This window comes from uncultured Ruegeria sp., from assembly GCF_947504215.1.
In the GTDB taxonomy this organism is placed as follows: domain Bacteria; phylum Pseudomonadota; class Alphaproteobacteria; order Rhodobacterales; family Rhodobacteraceae; genus Ruegeria.
Genome location: NZ_CANNGO010000013.1, coordinates 23,999 through 42,264, shown reverse-complemented (window position 1 = coordinate 42,264; position 18,266 = coordinate 23,999). Strand labels below are relative to the sequence as shown.

Below are 18,266 nucleotides of genomic sequence, written 5' to 3'. Positions count from 1 at the left end.
GATTGGTTTTCTGGTGTTTTTGTGGGGACCTTGTGACAATTCGGACTCAGTCCACCCTATCTACGCTTGGCTCTCAGGGTTGGATCTGCCTGTGTCGGGTCTTCGGGCCAGGGATGTTTGGGATATTGCGCCCGCATATCCTTGCGCACATCCGCATAGGACCCGGCCCAGAACCCGGGCAGGTCACGGGTGATCTGTATGGGTCTTTGTGCCGGGGACAGCAGGGTGATCTTGAGCGGGGCGCCACCAACAACCGGATGTCGCGTGACCCCGAACAATTCCTGCAGCCGGACCGAGATTTCCGGTGCCGCGCCGCCATAGTCAATCGGAACCTTTCGCCCCAGTGGCGTTTCAAATGATCCCGGCGCGCGCCGGTCAACCTCTTGTGTTTGAGCCCAGTCCAGTCGCGCCCGCAAAGCAGGAAGCAGATTGAACCGCTTCCAATCATCGGCGTTGCGCACCCCACTGAGCATCGGCAACAGCCAGTCTTCCAAACTGATCATCAGCCCATCGGTCGAGAAATCCGGCAGATCCACGTCATCGGCCCGTACCAGCTCCACCCGGGTAGCCAACCGCGCCGCCGGCCCATCCAGACGCAGCCCCAGATCCCGCACGCCGTCCAGCATCGCACGGGCAACGGTGTCCGGCGGAACGTCTTTCCAGACACGATCCCCCAGCGTAATGGCCCTGAACCGTTCCTGCCGCCGCGCAATGACGCGCCGGTCCCGTTTCGACCACTCGCAGCGGTCGACCCAAGCAATCTGATCTGCAAACAAATCCCGGATATCGCGTTCCGCAATCCGCACTGCCATCCGGACACGCGCTTCTCGTGGGTTTCCATCGGTGTCGGTGACCACAAGATAGGGGGCCGCCGCGAGCGTATCACTGGTGTCGAGGATCGCACCTTTGCCGCCTGACAACACATATCGCGGCTCATCCCCTTTGCGCCGCTGTCCAATCCGATCGGGATAGGCGAGTGCCGCCATGGCAGCGATGCCCCTGTCTTCGGGCCCTTTCGCGGCTTGCGCCTTTAGGCGTTTGATCTCGCCCTTGATCCGGTCGACAACACTTGTATTCACCTGCCAGATCCGGTTGCGTTGAAACGCCTGCATATCCCTTACGGCGTCTAGCCGCAGCGTCATATCTGCCGGTGCTCCTCTCAGCGGGTCCCGCTCGGCCATCAACGCCGCCAAAGGGGCTGCCTGCGCGCCCGCGACCACCAGCATGTGCCCCAGGCGGGGATGCAAGGGCAGCGCGGCCAAGGCGCGTCCGTGATCCGTGATCCGTCCGTTTCCGTCCAATGCGCCCAACATGGACAGCAAGGCCCGCGCTTCGGCCAGTGTTCCTTCGGGCGGCGGCGTCAAAAACGCCAGATCAGTCGCGTCCGCGCCCCATAACGCCAGTTCCAACGCCAGTCCGGTCAAATCTGCGGCCTCAATCTCGGCGGGCGGGAAGGCGGCCAAAGCGCCATCCTCTCCCTTGGACCACAGGCGGTAACACAGCCCCTGGGCAACACGCCCCGCGCGGCCCGCGCGCTGGGTTGCCTCGGCCCGTGTGACGCGCTCCGTCACCAGGCGTGACATGCCCGAACCCGGATCAAACCGCGCCCGCCGCGCCTGGCCCATATCAACCACGACCCGGATATCCGGAATGGTCAGCGAGGTTTCCGCGATTGACGTCGCAAGCACAACTTTGCGCCCCCTTTGCACCGGAGCAATTGCGGCGCGCTGGGCGGCAAAAGGCATCGCCCCAAATAACGGGCATATTCTGCAATCCTCGGAAAGGCGACTGGACAGTGATGCTTCGGCGCGGCGGATCTCACCCTCGCCGGGTAGAAACACCAGCATCCCGCCACCCTCGGCCCGTGTGTCGCGTTCCGCCTGCACAACCAGATCAACCATAGCATCCAGCCGCCGGACACGCGCAGCCAGCGGTCGGTCGAGCCACCGCGTTTCCACCGGATAGCTGCGTCCGGCCGAGGTGACCAGCGGCGCCTCCATCAACTGACCCACAGGTTCCGCATCCAGCGTCGCTGACATCGCCATCAGGATCATGTCATCCCGCAGCGCGCCCGTCACCTCTAGACACAGTGCCAGCCCAAGATCCGCATTCAGTGAGCGCTCATGAAATTCGTCGAAGATCACTGCGCTGACGCCGGGCAGGTCAGGGTCGGATTGCAGCATTCGGGTCAGAATACCTTCGGTCACCACTTCGATCCGGGTCGTCCGAGAGGTTTTGGTATCCCCGCGCACAAGGTAACCGACCGTCTGGCCCACGCGTTCGCCCAGAGTTTCAGCCATACGTTCCGCGGCCGCCCGAGCCGCCAGCCGACGGGGCTCCAGCATCACGATCTTACCGTTGCACAATCCCGCTTCAAGCATAGCCAGAGGAACTCGAGTGGTTTTGCCTGCCCCTGGCGGGGCTTGCAGCACGGCACGACCGTGCTTGCGCAGGGCATCCAGCAGCTGGGGAATGGCGTCATCAATTGGTAGTCGCATTGTCATCCGATCCTTATCTGCCATCCCAAAGGTGCCGTCCAGTTCCCGCGAAGGCGTGTGACCCCGTGCCCCTGCCTGCTTTGATTTGCTTTGAATCGAACTGTGCAAAATGACGCATGCGCCGCATCGGGAACATTCGTGGCTTCTGCGGGCTGGACAAACCGCCCCGGAAACCGGCAACTACTCCTGCCGCAATGATCGGGGTCAGAATGCAGACGAACAGCCTTGGCGACAGGATCTTGAATGGGGAACGTCGGGCGCTGGCCCGGGCGATTACTCTGGTCGAAAGCAACCGCGCGGATCACCAGGCGCAGGCGGCCGAATTGCTGGCGCAACTGGCAGGCGCTGGGCGTCAGGCCCTGCGGATTGGGCTTTCCGGAACACCCGGTGTGGGCAAATCCACCTTCATCGAAAGCTTTGGCATGATGCTGACAGAGCAGGGGCTGCGCGTGGCCGTTCTAGCAGTGGATCCAAGTTCAGCCCGGTCGGGTGGTTCGATTCTGGGCGACAAAACCCGAATGGAACGTCTTAGCCGCGACCCAAACGCTTTTATCCGCCCATCCCCCAGCCAGACCCATCTGGGCGGTGTCGCCCGCCGCACCCGCGAGGCTATTGCCCTTTGCGAAGCCGCCGGGTTTGATGTCGTGTTGATTGAAACCGTCGGGGTGGGGCAATCCGAAACTGTTGTCTCCGAGATGTCCGATCTCTTCTTGCTGTTGCTCGCCCCGGCCGGCGGCGATGAATTGCAGGGCGTCAAACGTGGCATCATGGAAATGGCCGACATTATTCTGATCAACAAGGCGGATGGGGATCTCAAAGCCACGGCCACCCGCACCTGCGCGGACTATTCCGGCGCGCTGCGGCTGCTGCGCAAACGCCCGCAGGATCCCGAAGGGTTTCCCAAAGCGATGACCGTTTCAGCGGTTGAAGAACACGGGCTTGCTCAGGCATGGGAAGAGATGCAGGCGCTGACGCAATGGCGCCGCGACAACGGCCATTGGGGCACCAACCGTGCCACACAGGCGCGGTTCTGGTTCGATCAGGAGGTCCGGCATGCCTTGCTGGCACGTCTCGACACCCCGCACGCACGCGCGTTGATGGATCAGCTTGGAACCGAGGTCGGCACGGGCCAGACCAGCCCGGCCACCGCTGCTGAACGCATGTTGGCCGAACTGACCGGGGGCAGTTGAGACCTAGATGCGTGACTGGCCTTCGAGCCTTTCAAGCACAAAGTCGGCCCGGTTTTTGATCGAGGTTTTTGGAAGCAGCGTGATTGAATACCCCAGCTCCCGAAGGGCGATTGCCAGTCGCTCATATTCGGCCACGGCTTGATCAAACCCATGGCGACGATCTTCATCCTGCTTGAAATTTTCCGGCCATGGCGGGGCTAAAAAGACGTCCGTAGCGTAGTGCTTCTCGGGGCCAAGCGTCTCGTGGATGTCCACACCTGCTGCCACCTGCAAGGCTACAGCTGCATCGATCAAGCCTCGGTCAAAGAACACAAACCCGATCTTGCGCGCGGCGGTTCGAAGATCCTCGTGCGCCATCTTCAGCGCGCGATGTGCAAAGGCCTCTAGATTGACCCAAGGAAGGGCCGCGCCGGTGCCAGTTTTCTCCTCTGCGACGACGCGGCGACCAGGTTCGGCTACTGTCCATTGCCCTCGACGCCTGAGTTCCCCGAGCAGGGCCGACTTGCCGCCGCCAGAGCAGCCAGAAATCAATATACTTTGGTTCATAACCAATTGCCAAAAAACCTATTGGTTGTCCTACCTGCTTTCAAAACCGCAGTCAGCACTTTGCAGGGTAATACGACTGACAAACATGGATGCCTGTTCGCTTCATCAATAGCTTTTGCAGGATTGCGAGAAGTCAATCCACGCCTCCGGCGTATCATGATGTTTTTCGCTCATTGCACGCACGACAATATGCTGAAGACGCGCGCCTGAAACGCCTATTTGGGGCAACCCCAACGTACAAAATTCCACTTGGGTGAGACACAACGATGCCCGACTCCAACCTAAACCAGTCAACGCAGCCATGTCTTTTTGGGACCTCGCAGCCCGAAACCAAGCGAGCGCTATTATATCCATCTAACGCAAATGTGGCGTGCAGTTAAGCTTTGGTACTTGTGGGCGTGACAGCCACAGGACTATTCCAAAGCCAAGTGGGCCGGCTCTGATCAACCGGGGTTTTGCACCACAGCCTTGGTGCGCAATCTATGTATTGATCGGTTCATCTGATGAATTCGGCAAATCCCACTTCGCGCGTTCAACCTCTATGTCTTGTTGGCCTCAGGTGAACGTCAAAAAAAAACGTGGAGGTGGCGAAATCGCCACTGGTCCGCTAAACTGGCTCTGGATACGGCTTTGCGTTGTTTCTCGCCAAAGCGTTGAAAGTGTTTTGGGAATTGTGCAAACGCGCTTGCTAGATCGGACAAACGGGACCCGACCACATGCCCAATATTGTAGGGACAAATGGCGCCGACAATATAGATGTCACCAATGACAACGGCACCCTGAACGGTACGGCGCAGGGGTCGCCGATTGATGATATTCGCGCGCGTGGTGGGGCGGATACGATCACGGTGACCAACAGTACCATCATTGGCCGGGTCCGCGGCAATGCTGGCAATGATGACATCACCATCACCGGCAGCACGGTGAATGGGCAAGTCAACGCAGGCAATGATGATGATACGGTCACTGTTCAGGGATCAAACATTGGCGATATCCGTCTGGGTCGCGGGAATGACACGCTCAATTTTCAAAGCACCGATGTGTCGGGCGATGTGCGCGGTGGTACCGGAACGGACGCGCTGAACCTGCCGGTCGGAACTCTGATTACAGACAGTACCTTCGGCCCGATCACTGTTGCAGCCGGGGTCAGCTATTCGCTGTCCAGCGGTACCTTCACGCTGCCGTCGGGCAAGACGGTGACCTATACGACGTTCGAAACCGGAACGGGGTTTCCGTGCTTTACCCGCGATACCCTGATAAGCAGTCCGCGCGGCCAGATCCGGATACAGAACCTTGAAATCGGCGACGTAGTTCAAACCGTCGGCAACGGATCCTCGTCCATCCGGTGGATCGGTCGTCGCCGCTTTGACGCTACGGCGCTGCGGGACAATCCTAGACTTTTTCCCGTGCGCATTGTCGCGGGTGCGTTGGGTCAAGGTCTGCCCAGCCGCGACCTGCTTGTGTCCCGGCAACACCGCATGCTGGTGCAATCGCAAATCGCGCAGCGCATGTTTGGCGCCACCGAGGTGCTGGTCCCCGCGATCAAACTGACCTCGCTGCCGGGCATTTTTGTCGACGAAAAAGTAGAGAGCATTGAATACTTTCACCTGCTCTTTGATAGGCATCAAGTCATATGGGCCGAAAATGCGCCGACGGAAAGCTTGTTCACGGGTCCGGAAGCGCTCAAGTCCCTCAGCGATGAGGCACGGCAGGAAATCTTTGGCATTTTCCCAGAGCTGTCCGAGATGACCCATTCCGCTGATCCGGCACGCATGATTCCGTGCGGAAAGCTGCAAAAACAACTGGTCGCGCGACACCTGAAAAACAACAAACCTCTGTTGCAGGCGGCGGGTTCGGTCTAATCGAACGGCAATCAGCTCAAGGGTGCAAAGATTTCACTTTGTCCGTCTTGACCCTTGTTGTGATTCCCACTAAACGCATCCAACCAGTTTTCGGGCGCGACTTCGGGTTGTGCCCCTTGTGATTTGGCCGAGGGCCTTGTGCCCGGCCACCAGAAACAAAGGAAGAAACCATGTCGCGCCGTTGCGAACTGACCGGAAAAGGCCCGATGACTGGCAACAATGTCAGCCACGCCAAAAACAGAACTCGTCGTCGTTTTCTGCCCAACCTGAACGACGTCACCCTGCAGTCGGAAACCTTGGGCCGTGGCGTCAAGCTGCGCATCTCGGCGGCTGCCTTGCGCTCGGTCGACCACCGCGGTGGTCTGGATGCCTTCCTGGCGAAAGCCAAGGATGATGAGCTGTCCACGAACGCTCTGAAAGTGAAGAAGGAAATCGCCAAGGCACGAGCCTCGGCTTAATCCTTTCTCAGTTGCAAGAATTCAGCCTTGTACCCATGCGGTGCAGGGCTTTTTTTGTTTTTAATTTCGAAACGGTTAAACCCTATTGTTTTCATTTTTAGATTAATTGCACAGGTTGGTGACTTGGTTCACATACAAAGGGCCTGCGAGTATCTTACATTAGGACCTATCTAAAGTCGGTGGGGGCCAAGTTATGTCTTTAAAGAGTTTCTATTTTTTTCTGGTGCTGGCGGCGGTGTTTGGCAAAGTTGTTTCGGCATGCGCCCGGATGCAAAGACGGGTGAACCGAACCCATACCAACCTGACCGAACGGCCTGTAAAGCGACCCGGACTAGACTGGTAGGCCCGGTTCAGGCGCGACCCTTTGGCGCTTGAAGCGCCTTGAACCGCTGGCCTATATCCGGGTCAGGATGAAAGCCGCTTTAAACAGAGTTCTGCCCCTTATCCTGTCCCTGCTCGTGATTCTAACCGGGCAGGGCGTTGCGGCGTCGCGTGGTATGGACAATGCCGTGGGCCAGATGGTGCTATGTACCGGTTCTGGCCCAGTTGTTGTCTATATGGATGAAAACGGGCAGCCCACGTCGCCCCCGCATTATTGCCCGGACTACGCACTTTCGCTGCTGGGCGCGGTTATGGTCCCCTCTGTGGCACTGCCGGAAGTATCGCAGCAGAGGCTGCCATCGCCTAAGCGCCAAACCGGCAGTCTTATTGCCTTGCCCAAGCCGCGACGGCCAGCCCGGGCACCGCCTGTTCCCGTCTGAACAGCTTTCATATCTTTCAGACTTTATACAGGAGAGACACAATGTCGCTCAGATCGACACTGCTTGCATCGCTGGCCGCCGCAGCGCTTGCGCTTCCCGCCCTCGCCGAAAGCGTCATCAAGGTTGATGACGCCTATGCCAGATCAGTAGGCAAGTCCGCCAAGGCAGGCGCAGCTTTCATGATGATCCAGAATCAGGGCGATACCGATGATCGTCTGATCAGCGCGTCCTCGGACGTTGCGGCGCGTGTGGAACTGCACACCCATATGATTGATGAAAACGGCGTAGCCAAGATGGTTCATGTCGAAGAGGGTTTTGTGATCCCGGCAGGTGAAATCCGTATGCTGCAACGCGGTGGGGACCATGTGATGTTCATGGGCCTGACAGCCCCGTTCGAGCAGGACGCCAAGGTACCGGTTACATTGACTTTCGAACAGGCCGGCGTTGTCGAACTTGAGATACCGGTCGACCTTGAACGTCAGGACAAGGGCGGCCACGGGTCACATTCGAACTAGGCCAACGCCTGTCTTCGAGCCGCGCTGCGGCCGTCATCCATGCGTCAGGCCGGGCATTGCCCGGCCTGTTACTGTTAGGGCCAAGGGGTTTGATACATGGCAGGGATCATCGCTATTTGTGGATGGTCTTCATGCCCACCCGGTCACCGGCCTGACGAAACCGTGCAGCCAGCCAGAACATAACAAGCGCGAGTGTCAGCGCCGAGAATGCAATCGCCCATCCCAGGGCGACAAGACCGCTGCCAGGCCAAAACATCAGCACCAAACCGATGACGCAGGCGACACCGCCCGAGATGCGCATGGTCGCGCGCTGCGGATCCTGATCGTACATTTGTTGGCCCGCCATCAGCGAGCCGATCCCGATGATTAGCACCCAGGCTCCGATCAGGAAAAAGGCGAGCCGAGCAGCACCTTCGGGCCACAACAGCAGCACCAGCCCGATCAGCACAGCGGCGATGCCAGCCCCTCCGACCAGACCGCGACGCCCGAACCCCAGCAAGGTTAAGCCGCCATCCAGGATCAGCAGAGCGCCGACCAGCCGCAGCAGCAACGCAATGCTGCTGGTTGGCCAGAACAGGGCCGCCAGGCCAACAGTGCCAGCCAAAACACCGCGCAGAAGGAAAGTCCACCACAGGTTGGCCAATTGGTTGCCCAACTGATCACGGCCCGCCATGCTGTCATCATCCACGATTTCGCCGGTTTGGGGGTCTTGGTCTGTCATATGTCACGCTCCACCGAGTTTGGGATCAGAATAAACAAGAATGAACAGGGCTGTCTTTAGTTTTCGCTGCCGCAGATTAATCCTTCTGCTGCAACAGGCGGTTGACCCATTGAGGAACCGTTTCGGTCGCCTTACCAACCAGCCGGTCGTCAAACCCCGACGTTCCCATCGTTGGTTCAAGATTGATCTCGATCGTATGGGCACCTGCAGCCTGCGCCTCATGCACGAAGGCGGCGGCTGGATAGACTTGACCTGAGGTTCCGATGGCTGCAAAAACCGACGCGCTGGACAGGTGGGAATAGATCTCTTCCATGTGATAAGGCATCTCACCAAACCAGACTACATCCGGCCGGGCTGTTGGTTCGGCGCAGGCGGGGCAGGGCTCGCCCACTGCCATTTCCGGTGGAGCGGCCCAGCGATGCCCGCAAGCAGCACACAGCGCCCCGTCCAGACGTCCATGCATGTGGATCACATTCTCAGCGCCGCCCGCCTCGTGTAGGCTGTCGACGTTTTGGGTGACAATGACCACTTCGCTGGGCCATTCCGATTGCAACCGGGCCAGGGCCTGATGCGCCGCATTGGGTTGCACTTGAGCCGCTTGGACACGGCGTGCATTGTAGAAATCTTGCACCAGATCGGGATCACGGGCGAACCCTTCGGGCGTTGCGACATCCTCGATCCGATGCTGCGCCCACAATCCGCCTTCATCGCGAAAGGTACTCAGCCCGCTTTCGGCGGAGATTCCGGCCCCCGTCAGTATGACGATCTTTTCCATATCTCCTCCGTGCGCTACACTTTGCCCCATGACCCACCGTATCCTCTTTGTCTGTCTCGGCAATATCTGCCGCTCCCCCGCCGCCGAAGGTGTCTTTCGCATCCGGGCGCCCCATCATACAACCGATAGCGCTGGCACCATGGGGTGGCATGTCGGAAACGCACCTTACGGGCCGATGCAAAAAGCAGCCAGCGCCCGGGGTGTCGATCTCAGTGACCTGCGTGCGCGCCAGTTTACGGCGCAGGATTTCGACGAATTCGACCTGATCATCGGCATGGATGCTAGCAACATCGCGGATATCGAAGACCTGCGGCCACCGGGCAATACCACACCGGTTCACCTGCTGACTGAGTTCGCCCTCCAGAACGGCGCTGATCATGTGCCCGACCCATACTACACAAGGGATTTCGACGGCGCGCTGGACCTGATCGAAGCTGCGGTCACCGGGCTTGATGCGCATCTGTCGCGTTAGTCGATCACCTTCAGCTGGTCATTCAACCACGGCACCTGCGCCAGCGCCGGATCAATAATCTGGTTCTGCATCAGCCGCCGGATCATGCCTGCGACCTCCTGAGGGACCTGATCCGACCAGTCGGTGCGGGTGAACAGGGAAATGGTCCGGGAGAACGCCCCAAACGGGGCGGGATGCACTTCTAATCCGTCATGGAACCGGGCCGCCCGCATGTAACCCAGCGGCGTTGTGGCCGCCCAACCCAGCCCACGCGCAACCATGGCCATCAACGCCATATGCGAACCGATCTCGAACCGCTCCTCGAACTCCATCTGTTGCCGCGCCAGATGGCCTTCGATCTGCCGGCTGATCAATTGCTCGCGCGCATAGCGCAGAAACGGCAGGTCGCGCAGGGCCGCTTCAACGCCGCCCGCGCCTTTGGGTGTCGCCAGAATGAATGGATCCTGGACCAACGGGTATTCAATCACGCCTTCCAGCACTTCGCCGCTATGCGCCGAGATCGCCAGATGCAGCCGCTGCGCCTCAAGCGCTTCGAACAGATCGAGGCTGGACAGAGTGATCAGCTTGAATTTCGATCGGGTCAGGCTGTCGGCCAGCAACGTGGCCAGACGCGGTGTCAGATCGTTGTCGAAATCGTCGATCAACCCGATAGACAGCGTGGTCAGATGGCCCAGATCCATCACCGACAGCTCGCTCTGCGCCATCTGCAGCTCGGCCAGCACCGATTCAGCGCGGGCCAGGAAACTACGCCCAGCCTGCGTCAAACGCATGGGACGCCGTCCATGATCTACCAGATCGGTGCCCAAGGCCTTTTCCAGATTGCGCAATTGCTGGCTGACCGAAGGTTGGCTTAGCCCCGTGATCTCGGCCGCCTGAGCCACCGATCCGGTCCGTGCCAGCGCCTCGAACACCTCAAGGCCCCGCAGGGTCAGCCCCTTCATCACCATGAACAATCCCTTTCGCTGCGCCTTTTCTGAGGGGCAGCGGGGATCAGGTCAAGCGTTCAGATGGATGTCTACCGGCACAGCGCCTGAGCCAATTGGCCAAACGCCTGATATCGATCCCACAACGCGTCATCGCGCGCCGATTTAGACATCTTCAGGACTTGCGCCTGATGCGGATCAGAGAACCACTTGGCGACGGTCTTCTGATCGCCATTTGTCAGGGTGTCATTGGCGACGCCCTGAATGCACCTGCACCGCTGCCGCGTTGCCGCCTGCCGGTCGGATGCCAGACACGCCCGTTTGATCTGAGAAGCCTCAGCAGCAACCGGCGCTACCGTCGAAATCGACGTGGCACAGAGTGCGACTAGTAGGAACTGTTTCATGTAAAGCCTCGTTTTTGCCTGCCCGGAGAGATCTACGCCCCTCTCAGTCTGCGGCAGAGTATGAATCAAACTGGATTCGGGATCAATCATACGTTGCGAAAAAGTGATTGCATGGAACTCGTGTGTCGCGTTTTCTATCGCGACGTTAAATTTAATACTTCAGTTAGGCCGAGATGCTTAAGAAATACGGACGCACTTTTCACCTGCCACAATCACCTGGTGCCACCAGCGACGACAAGATTATGTCCAGCATTGACGTGTTGGCATCGGCCGATGAGGTGATCTTCACCGAAAAGATGGACGGCGAGAATACGACAATTCACAGCCAAGGCTGTCATCCTCGCAGCATCGATGCACTCTATCACCCGTCGCGAGATTGGATGAAAGCCTTCGCAGCCGGTATCGCGCCACAACTAGCTGAGGATGAGCGTATTGTCGGTGAGTATCTGTTTGCGCGTCATTCCATCGAATATTCAGAGTTGCCGACTTATTTCCTGGGCTTTGCTTGGGTCAAGGCAGACCGCGTGCAGTCGTGGGACGCGACGCTTTCACGCTTTGTCGAGCTCGGGATCACCTCTGTTCCCGAACTCTATCGCGGGCGGTTCACTGCTATAGTTGTGGCGGATGTGATCGCGGGTCTGAACCTCGGCATGCAAGAGGGCTTTGTCGTTCGCACAACTTCGGCCTTCAAGGAGGAAGACATGCCCACTCACCTCGCGAAATATGTACGCGAGGGCCATGTTCAGAGCGAGACTCATTGGATGAACGCGGAGCTGGTCAAAAATGGGTTGGTCTGATCGGTCGGAGACCTCTTATTCAAAGGGTTTCGCTGGGGCCTCGTCCCACCTTGACCACAGCCCATTTCCAACGCATATCCCCAACCCATGACAGACCTCGCTCATATCCGCAATTTCTCCATCGTCGCGCATATCGACCATGGCAAATCCACCCTTGCTGACCGGCTCATCCAAGAGACCGGGACAGTCAAGGATCGCGACATGAAGGAACAGCTGCTCGACAGCATGGATATCGAGCGTGAGCGTGGCATCACCATCAAGGCCAACACGGTTCGCATCGACTATACCGCCGATAATGGTGAGCAATATGTGCTGAACCTGATCGACACCCCCGGCCACGTGGATTTCGCCTATGAGGTTAGCCGTTCCATGCGCGCGGTCGAAGGCTCTCTGCTGGTTGTGGACAGCACCCAGGGTGTTGAGGCGCAGACGCTGGCGAATGTGTATCAGGCCATCGACGCCGACCATGACATCGTGCCGGTACTGAACAAGATCGACCTGCCTGCGTCCGACTGTGACCGCGTGGCCGAACAGATCGAGGATGTGATCGGTATCGACGCGTCTGAGGCCATTCAGGTTTCCGCCAAGACCGGACAGGGAATCCATGAGACGCTGGAATCCATCGTCACTCATTTGCCTGCGCCCAAAGGCACGCTTGATGCGCCGCTTAAGGCGATGCTGGTTGACAGCTGGTACGACGCCTATCTCGGCGTCATCGTTCTGGTCCGCATCATGGATGGCACGCTGAAAAAGGGCATGCGGGTCAAGTTCATGTCGAACAACACGCTGCACCATGTCGACCGCGTCGGCGTCTTCCGCCCCGAGATGGAGATGGTCGACAGCCTCGGCCCCGGTGAGATTGGCTTTCTCACCGCCTCGATCAAGCAGGTCCGCGACACCCGCGTCGGTGACACGATCACCAATGACCGCAACGGCACCGAAGTGGCGCTGGACGGCTTCAAACCCGCGCAACCGGTGGTGTTCTGTGGCCTCTTCCCCGTCGACAGTTCCGAATTCGAAGACCTGCGCGACGCGATCGACAAACTGGCGCTGAACGACGCCAGCTTCAGCTTTGAAATGGAAACCTCGGCCGCACTTGGCTTTGGCTTCCGCTGCGGCTTCCTCGGGCTTTTGCACCTTGAGGTCATCCGCGACCGTATCGAACGCGAATACGATATCGAGCTCATCACCACCGCGCCGTCGGTGATCTATCACGTCTATATGAAAGACGGCGAGATGATCGAGCTGCACAACCCCGCCGACATGCCCGACCCCTCCAAAGTCGACCATATCGAGGAACCGCGCATCAAGGCGACCATTCTGGTGCCCGACGAATTCCTCGGCGACGTGCTGAAACTGTGTCAGGACCGCCGCGGCATCCAGATGGACCTGACCTATGCGGGCAGCCGCGCCATGGTTGTCTATGACCTGCCGCTGAACGAGGTCGTATTTGACTTCTACGACCGCCTGAAATCGGTGACCAAGGGCTATGCTTCGTTTGATTACCAGATGACCGGCTATACCGAGGACGCGCTGGTCAAGATGTCGGTGCTGGTGAATGACGAACCGGTCGATGCGCTGTCGACCATGGTTCACCGCGACCGGGCCGAGATGCGGGGCCGGGCGATGTGCGAAAAGCTCAAGGACCTGATCCCGCGCCACATGTTCAAAATCCCGATCCAGGCCGCCATCGGAGGCAAGGTCATCGCGCGCGAGACCCTCTCGGCGCTGCGCAAGGACGTGACCGCCAAATGCTACGGAGGCGACGCCACGCGGAAACGCAAACTGCTGGACAAGCAGAAGGCGGGTAAAAAGAAGATGCGTCAGTTCGGGAAGGTGGATATCCCGCAGGAGGCGTTTATTTCCGCACTTAAAATGGATTCGTAATCCATTTTAAGTGCGAGTGCGAGTGCGCGAAAGCGTTTGGCGCAGCCAAACGCGTGCCCACACAGAAAACTAGCTGCATGTTGAAATATTCTCAACGATCGCTGATGGTGGTCGCATGAATAGAGAAACTCAGTTTTATCAATTTCTTCAGCAAAATCGAATCCGGTTGGCAGAGTTGCGGTCTGACATAGACTATGCCCGGGCAGTTATTTACGTGAACAGTGCCGTAGAGGCTGCCGATCAATTTGAAGTTCCGATTTCGGGTGTGTCCAAGGTAAGATTGCAGAATGTAAATCTTACGGAACAAGAAAAACATCTAGTAACTGCGCACTTGTTCCAATTGGAACAGTTTGTAACGGAGCTCCACTCCCGAAACATTTTTTCAATCGATGGAAGTCTTCGGCGAGATTTTGTAAGCTTGGATGAAGATTGGCGCGCGAGGGCGACGACTTATTTGGATCACATCAGGAAATGTGTCCAAGAGGCAGAGGTCGAACAGCTGCTAAGGGAAAACATCCTGAAGAAGCTTAATAACCTTCAGGCTGAAATAGACCGGAGCCGGGCTCATATTCATTCATTTTCGGAGGTGTTCTTGGTGCTAACAAACGCGGTCTCGGAAGGCGCTAAGAAATTGGATCCAGCAGTGAAAATCGTCGAACGGATCGCGGGCGCTATCTACGGTTTGCAAAAGATTGAAAACGAAGAGCAAAAGAAATCATTGCCACCTCCCGAGCGGTTGGGTTTGCCAGAACCTGAAACCAACGACGGAACGAAAAAGAGTGACTCGCCCGGATCGAGTTAGCATCTCCGCGTAATGCGTAGCTGAGCAATCAAGAAAGCTATTAGGCTTCTATCAACCCACCCGCCCGGCGGCACCGCCGGGCCGCGCCGACCCGCCCCCATGGGGCGGCGCGTTTGCGCCTCCCCTCGGGCCGGCGCTGCCCTTCGTTCTGTTGATCAACCGTCGCAAGCGCGTTTGCGCCCAGGGCTACGCCCGTTCGGCCCTGAAACGGTCCACTGGACCGTTTCCGAGACGGGCCTAACCCCCTCTGGCCGGTACTGCTCTTAGTGCTGTTGATCGACCGTCCGGTAACCGGTTGCAATTGTGCCAAAAACGGTCGAATTTGATACGATCATGTTTAGGTATGATCCCAGAATCGAATTCATCGCGTGTTGCATACTTGTGGCTGCTGTTGGTGCGTACCGTTGGGTGCACTATCAGCCGAACTACATCGTTGATGCGATTTGTGCGGGTGTGATCATCGGCGCGGCCTATTTTCACTATAGGTGGAAGCGAAAACAGTAGTTCGTAGCGGCTATTTCACCACCCAACCAACTGTGACCCACCTCACAGCCCCAACCCCGCTCACCTGCTATTGTTGACGCACCGGAAACAGTCCGAGGTAGCGTCCAAATGTCCACATCCATGATCCCCATCATCGCCCTCGGGTCAGCGGGTCTCTATTCCGTGGCCATGATCGCGATGAAGTTCTGGTGGAAACTCCCCGGTGTGGGCCTCGGCCTGTTGATCGTCGCAACCCTGCTGGCCGGTGCCACTCTGGAGCTCGCCGCGCTGCGCGAGGAACGGCTGGGCATCATCTATACCGGCATTCTGGGGGCCGAGGTGGTTCTGATCGCCATCGCCTCGTTCTTTCTGTTTGGCGAAAACTTCTCGTATCGCGAGGGGTTTGGCATCGCCCTGGTCATCCTCGGCACCGCGCTGGCCTGGGCCTGAGGCGAACATGAAGCCAACATTAAGCCTCCTTTAGAAAACTTGCATGCCCCCCGAACCCTCCCAATCTGTTTAAGGACGGCCAACGATGGCCAGACAGTTTGGAGGAGAGACCATGACCAGATATATGACTGCCGGAGCAGCCGCTTTGGCCACGAGCCTCACCCTTGGAACCGCCGCTTTGGCCGATACATCGCCAGACCTGCGCGGCACCTGGACCGGCACCTATAGCAAGGTTTCCCCGTCCCGTACTGCCACCGGTGATGCCCCGCGTTTCCACGATGGCGAATGGCTGCTGGATATTCAGAAGCAGCAGGAAAACCTGTTCTGGGGACCCAGCATGTGGCGGCCGAACAGCGATGCGGACTGGCGGGTATATGATGCCACCGGCACCATCAGCTTGGATGGGTCAGGCACGATCGGATTGGTCGAAAGCTCGGCCGACCCGGAGATCGGTGTGAACGCACTGGTGGATGCCAAGTATCAGGACGGTAAAATTTATGCGGATTTCCGTAGCCTGCGCCGAGGGACAGCGTACAGCGTTGTTCTAGAGCGTCAGGTGAACTGAAGCGTCTCTGGCCCGACGGGTTGAGGGGGTATGTACCGCCGTTATTATTAGAATGCGGCATTGTGTAATCAGTATCCCGCTCGGGTCAGAGCGCTTCTCATAATCGGAACCAACGCCCCCATCGGGGGGAGGTGGGCCGGGCGGCGATTTCGCCGCCCGCGATTGAATCCAGCCCGCCCCGCGCCAGAATGAGGTGTTCTTCGGCCCGGATCATCTGGACCTTGTCTTTTGTGCAACTCGAAAGACTGGGGGTCTGAGTGTTGTACAAAATCCCGCAATTTCGATCTAAGCGACCGTATGCTGCCTTTGTCGGTCGGTGGGGAGAATTGAAGGTTTCGCCGAGTGATTTTGTGCTTGGGAGGGATTTTACATCCCAAAACGGTCGTAAGACAGGGCCCCGTTGCGACAGCAAAAGAGCCCCGTTTTCACGTCATGTGATGCGGTGTTTGGTCAGCTTCGGTGTTGCAAACAAGCCAGCTACACTTGGCTGCGGTTCAGAGGTTTTCCTGAACGTCAGTTGCTGCGCCTTGTATGGCATCGCCAGCGTTTTCAATGTCTTTGCCAGCGCCTTTTGCGGTTTCGCAAGCTGTCAGTGCGAACAGGCTCAGGCCAATCAAAATTACGCGGATCATACGTGTCTCCTCAGTACATAATTCTCTTTCGGTAACATCTTTTGCGCACCTGAACCAGTGCCTTAGCCGCATATTGATACAAGCTGGTTTGAAAGCGCAACTTGGCTATTCACCTTGCTGGCGCTGATCTTTTGAGAATGGGCATGGTTCTAATTTATTGCGATCGGTCGGTTGACCTTAGGTGTTGTTATCGCTGCAAAAAAGCTCGTACACGACTTCAAGCATGCGGCGCGGACGCTCATCTGCCAAGCGATAATAAATCGCTTTGCCCTCGCGCCGAGGTGTGACCAGACCTTCTAGTCGCAGGCGGGACAGTTGTTGCGACACTGCAGCTTGCCGCGCCGATAGAAGATCTTCCAGCTCAGTCACGGATTTTTCGCCCGAGGTCAGGTGACACAGGATCATCATGCGGCCCTCGTGGCTTATTGCCTTAAGGAAATTTGATGCTCGTGTCGCATTGTCGATCATAAGATCCATGTCTTCCTTAGTCATGTCGTGGGACAGCTGGGGGAGTGCCATAATCGTCTTCCTTGCGAACCCGTCAGATGGGTGCTGCTCCAGTGGCGGTGCGACCCTTAAGGACGATCCGCGTTTGTACTTGCCTTATATGCTTATTTGCAAGCGCATGAATCAGATTATTGTGATGAGCAAAAGGGGAACTAAAGGCGAATTTCCCCGGTATCGCCAAAGGCCAAATACAGGCTGCATTCGATAAGGATCGGTCTGTGCCGGTCGATAGCTGGACCCGTTGTGTGGTTTAGGGTGGTGCACCAATCGGCTATTGTTCTCGAACACCCCCCCTTGCAGCCCCCCGGTGGCAATACTAAGACTCGGGTAACTCTCGTTGGGATAAAGTCCCGATCCATAGCAAAGCAGGCAGGTTCCGAATGTTCGATCCAGTAGATACCTACATGAATACGCTCGTTCCCATGGTCGTCGAGCAGACCAGCCGGGGCGAGCGCGCCTATGACATTTTCTCGCGTCTGCTGAAAGAGCGGATCATTTTCATCAACGGACCGATCCACGATGGGATGAGCCATCTGGTCGTGGCCCAGTTGCTGCATCTTGAAGCCGAAAATCCGAACAAGGAAATCTCGATTTATATCAACTCGCCGGGTGGCGTGGTGACCAGCGGTTTATCGATTTACGATACAATGCAGTACATTAAGCCAAAGTGTTCGACATTGGTAATCGGTCAGGCGGCCTCGATGGGGTCGGTTTTGCTGGCCGGTGGTGAGAATGGCATGCGCTTTTCGCTACCCAACAGTCGCATCATGGTGCACCAGCCAAGCGGTGGGTACCAGGGGCAGGCCAGCGATATCATGATTCATGCGGCTGAGACGCAGAAACTCAAGGATCGCCTTTATGATATCTACGTTCGTCATACCGGGCAGACCAAAAAGTCGGTTGAAAAAGCGCTGGACCGTGACAATTTCATGAGCCCGGAAGAAGCCAAAGAGTGGGGTCATATCGACGAGATCGTCGAAAACCGCGCAAAAATGGATACGGAAGAGGCCTGATGCCA

21 protein-coding genes are annotated in these 18,266 nt (G+C 57.7%); 13 read left to right on the top strand and 8 right to left on the bottom strand.

Annotated elements, in window-relative coordinates:
* Window positions 1-56 precede the first annotated feature (56 nt).
* Window positions 57-2,504, bottom strand: coding sequence for an ATP-dependent helicase HrpB (hrpB, locus tag Q1B21_RS18590; protein ID WP_299892162.1), 2,448 nt, complete (start codon window positions 2,502-2,504; stop codon window positions 57-59).
* Between the two features lie 203 nt (window positions 2,505-2,707).
* Between hrpB and meaB the strand changes: the two genes are divergently transcribed.
* Window positions 2,708-3,688, top strand: coding sequence for a methylmalonyl Co-A mutase-associated GTPase MeaB (meaB, locus tag Q1B21_RS18585; protein ID WP_299891985.1), 981 nt, complete (start codon window positions 2,708-2,710; stop codon window positions 3,686-3,688).
* A 3-nt stretch (window positions 3,689-3,691) separates the two neighbouring features.
* Here the strand turns inward: meaB and Q1B21_RS18580 are convergent, their stop codons facing one another.
* Window positions 3,692-4,234: an AAA family ATPase gene (locus tag Q1B21_RS18580; protein ID WP_299891983.1), complete on the bottom strand. Its 543-nt coding sequence runs from the start codon at window positions 4,232-4,234 to the stop codon at window positions 3,692-3,694.
* A gap of 716 nt (window positions 4,235-4,950) precedes the next feature.
* On the opposite strand from Q1B21_RS18580, the gene Q1B21_RS18575 reads away from it, so the two are divergent.
* The 4 genes from Q1B21_RS18575 to Q1B21_RS18560 all read left to right on the top strand — a co-directional run bounded on the left by Q1B21_RS18575 (window position 4,951) and on the right by Q1B21_RS18560 (window position 7,830).
* Window positions 4,951-6,096 carry a Hint domain-containing protein gene (locus tag Q1B21_RS18575; RefSeq protein ID WP_299891981.1) on the top strand — a complete coding sequence of 382 codons (1,146 nt, stop codon included), beginning with the start codon at window positions 4,951-4,953 and terminating at the stop codon, window positions 6,094-6,096.
* Between the two features lie 170 nt (window positions 6,097-6,266).
* Window positions 6,267-6,554, top strand: a complete 288-nt coding sequence (rpmB, locus tag Q1B21_RS18570; protein ID WP_299891968.1) for a 50S ribosomal protein L28 — start codon at window positions 6,267-6,269, stop codon at window positions 6,552-6,554.
* Window positions 6,555-6,925: 371 nt separating this feature from the next.
* Window positions 6,926-7,315 carry a hypothetical protein gene (locus Q1B21_RS18565; protein WP_299891965.1) on the top strand — a complete coding sequence of 130 codons (390 nt, stop codon included), beginning with the start codon at window positions 6,926-6,928 and terminating at the stop codon, window positions 7,313-7,315.
* A 41-nt stretch (window positions 7,316-7,356) separates the two neighbouring features.
* Window positions 7,357-7,830, top strand: a complete 474-nt coding sequence (locus Q1B21_RS18560; protein ID WP_299891962.1) for a copper chaperone PCu(A)C — start codon at window positions 7,357-7,359, stop codon at window positions 7,828-7,830.
* Between the two features lie 112 nt (window positions 7,831-7,942).
* Here Q1B21_RS18560 and Q1B21_RS18555 read toward each other — a convergent pair whose 3' ends face one another.
* The gene (locus Q1B21_RS18555; protein WP_299891959.1) at window positions 7,943-8,551 is read right to left on the bottom strand and encodes an HdeD family acid-resistance protein; all 609 of its coding nucleotides are present in this window, start codon (window positions 8,549-8,551) and stop codon (window positions 7,943-7,945) included.
* 76 nt (window positions 8,552-8,627) lie between these two features.
* The gene (locus Q1B21_RS18550) at window positions 8,628-9,326 is read right to left on the bottom strand and encodes an NAD-dependent deacylase (RefSeq protein ID WP_299891956.1); all 699 of its coding nucleotides are present in this window, start codon (window positions 9,324-9,326) and stop codon (window positions 8,628-8,630) included.
* Between the two features lie 28 nt (window positions 9,327-9,354).
* Between Q1B21_RS18550 and Q1B21_RS18545 the strand changes: the two genes are divergently transcribed.
* Complete coding sequence (locus Q1B21_RS18545) at window positions 9,355-9,798, top strand: low molecular weight protein-tyrosine-phosphatase (protein WP_299891953.1); 444 nt, start codon at window positions 9,355-9,357, stop codon at window positions 9,796-9,798.
* On the opposite strand, the gene Q1B21_RS18540 is transcribed toward Q1B21_RS18545, so the two are convergent.
* On the bottom strand, window positions 9,795-10,745 hold the full coding sequence (locus tag Q1B21_RS18540; protein WP_299891950.1) for a LysR family transcriptional regulator: 951 nt from the start codon (window positions 10,743-10,745) through the stop codon (window positions 9,795-9,797). The genes Q1B21_RS18545 and Q1B21_RS18540 overlap by 4 nt on opposite strands.
* Window positions 10,746-10,813: 68 nt before the next feature.
* Window positions 10,814-11,125, bottom strand: coding sequence for a hypothetical protein (locus tag Q1B21_RS18535; protein ID WP_298936964.1), 312 nt, complete (start codon window positions 11,123-11,125; stop codon window positions 10,814-10,816).
* Window positions 11,126-11,367: 242 nt separating this feature from the next.
* Here Q1B21_RS18535 and Q1B21_RS18530 point away from each other — a divergent pair, with 242 nt between their 5' ends.
* From Q1B21_RS18530 to Q1B21_RS18505, 6 genes are all read left to right on the top strand, one after another.
* Window positions 11,368-11,922 carry an RNA ligase family protein gene (locus Q1B21_RS18530; RefSeq protein ID WP_366525417.1) on the top strand — a complete coding sequence of 185 codons (555 nt, stop codon included), beginning with the start codon at window positions 11,368-11,370 and terminating at the stop codon, window positions 11,920-11,922.
* An 87-nt stretch (window positions 11,923-12,009) separates the two neighbouring features.
* On the top strand, window positions 12,010-13,809 hold the full coding sequence (lepA, locus tag Q1B21_RS18525; protein WP_299891944.1) for a translation elongation factor 4: 1,800 nt from the start codon (window positions 12,010-12,012) through the stop codon (window positions 13,807-13,809).
* Between the two features lie 115 nt (window positions 13,810-13,924).
* Window positions 13,925-14,611 (top strand): hypothetical protein, encoded by a 687-nt coding sequence (locus tag Q1B21_RS18520; RefSeq protein WP_299891941.1) that lies wholly within the window; start codon window positions 13,925-13,927, stop codon window positions 14,609-14,611.
* Between the two features lie 333 nt (window positions 14,612-14,944).
* Window positions 14,945-15,115, top strand: coding sequence for a hypothetical protein (locus Q1B21_RS18515; RefSeq protein WP_299891938.1), 171 nt, complete (start codon window positions 14,945-14,947; stop codon window positions 15,113-15,115).
* A gap of 108 nt (window positions 15,116-15,223) precedes the next feature.
* On the top strand, window positions 15,224-15,544 hold the full coding sequence (locus Q1B21_RS18510) for a hypothetical protein (RefSeq protein WP_299891935.1): 321 nt from the start codon (window positions 15,224-15,226) through the stop codon (window positions 15,542-15,544).
* Between the two features lie 112 nt (window positions 15,545-15,656).
* Window positions 15,657-16,109 carry a hypothetical protein gene (locus tag Q1B21_RS18505; protein ID WP_298936959.1) on the top strand — a complete coding sequence of 151 codons (453 nt, stop codon included), beginning with the start codon at window positions 15,657-15,659 and terminating at the stop codon, window positions 16,107-16,109.
* Between the two features lie 494 nt (window positions 16,110-16,603).
* Here the strand turns inward: Q1B21_RS18505 and Q1B21_RS18500 are convergent, their stop codons facing one another.
* Together Q1B21_RS18500 and Q1B21_RS18495 are read right to left on the bottom strand one after the other, a co-directional pair.
* A complete protein-coding gene (locus tag Q1B21_RS18500) occupies window positions 16,604-16,741 on the bottom strand; it encodes an entericidin A/B family lipoprotein (protein WP_120633371.1) in 138 nt (45 codons plus the stop codon).
* Window positions 16,742-16,918: 177 nt separating this feature from the next.
* The gene (locus Q1B21_RS18495; RefSeq protein WP_299891930.1) at window positions 16,919-17,260 is read right to left on the bottom strand and encodes a helix-turn-helix transcriptional regulator; all 342 of its coding nucleotides are present in this window, start codon (window positions 17,258-17,260) and stop codon (window positions 16,919-16,921) included.
* A gap of 368 nt (window positions 17,261-17,628) precedes the next feature.
* Between Q1B21_RS18495 and Q1B21_RS18490 the strand changes: the two genes are divergently transcribed.
* Window positions 17,629-18,261 carry an ATP-dependent Clp protease proteolytic subunit gene (locus Q1B21_RS18490; RefSeq protein ID WP_298936956.1) on the top strand — a complete coding sequence of 211 codons (633 nt, stop codon included), beginning with the start codon at window positions 17,629-17,631 and terminating at the stop codon, window positions 18,259-18,261.
* Window positions 18,262-18,266 lie beyond the last annotated feature (5 nt).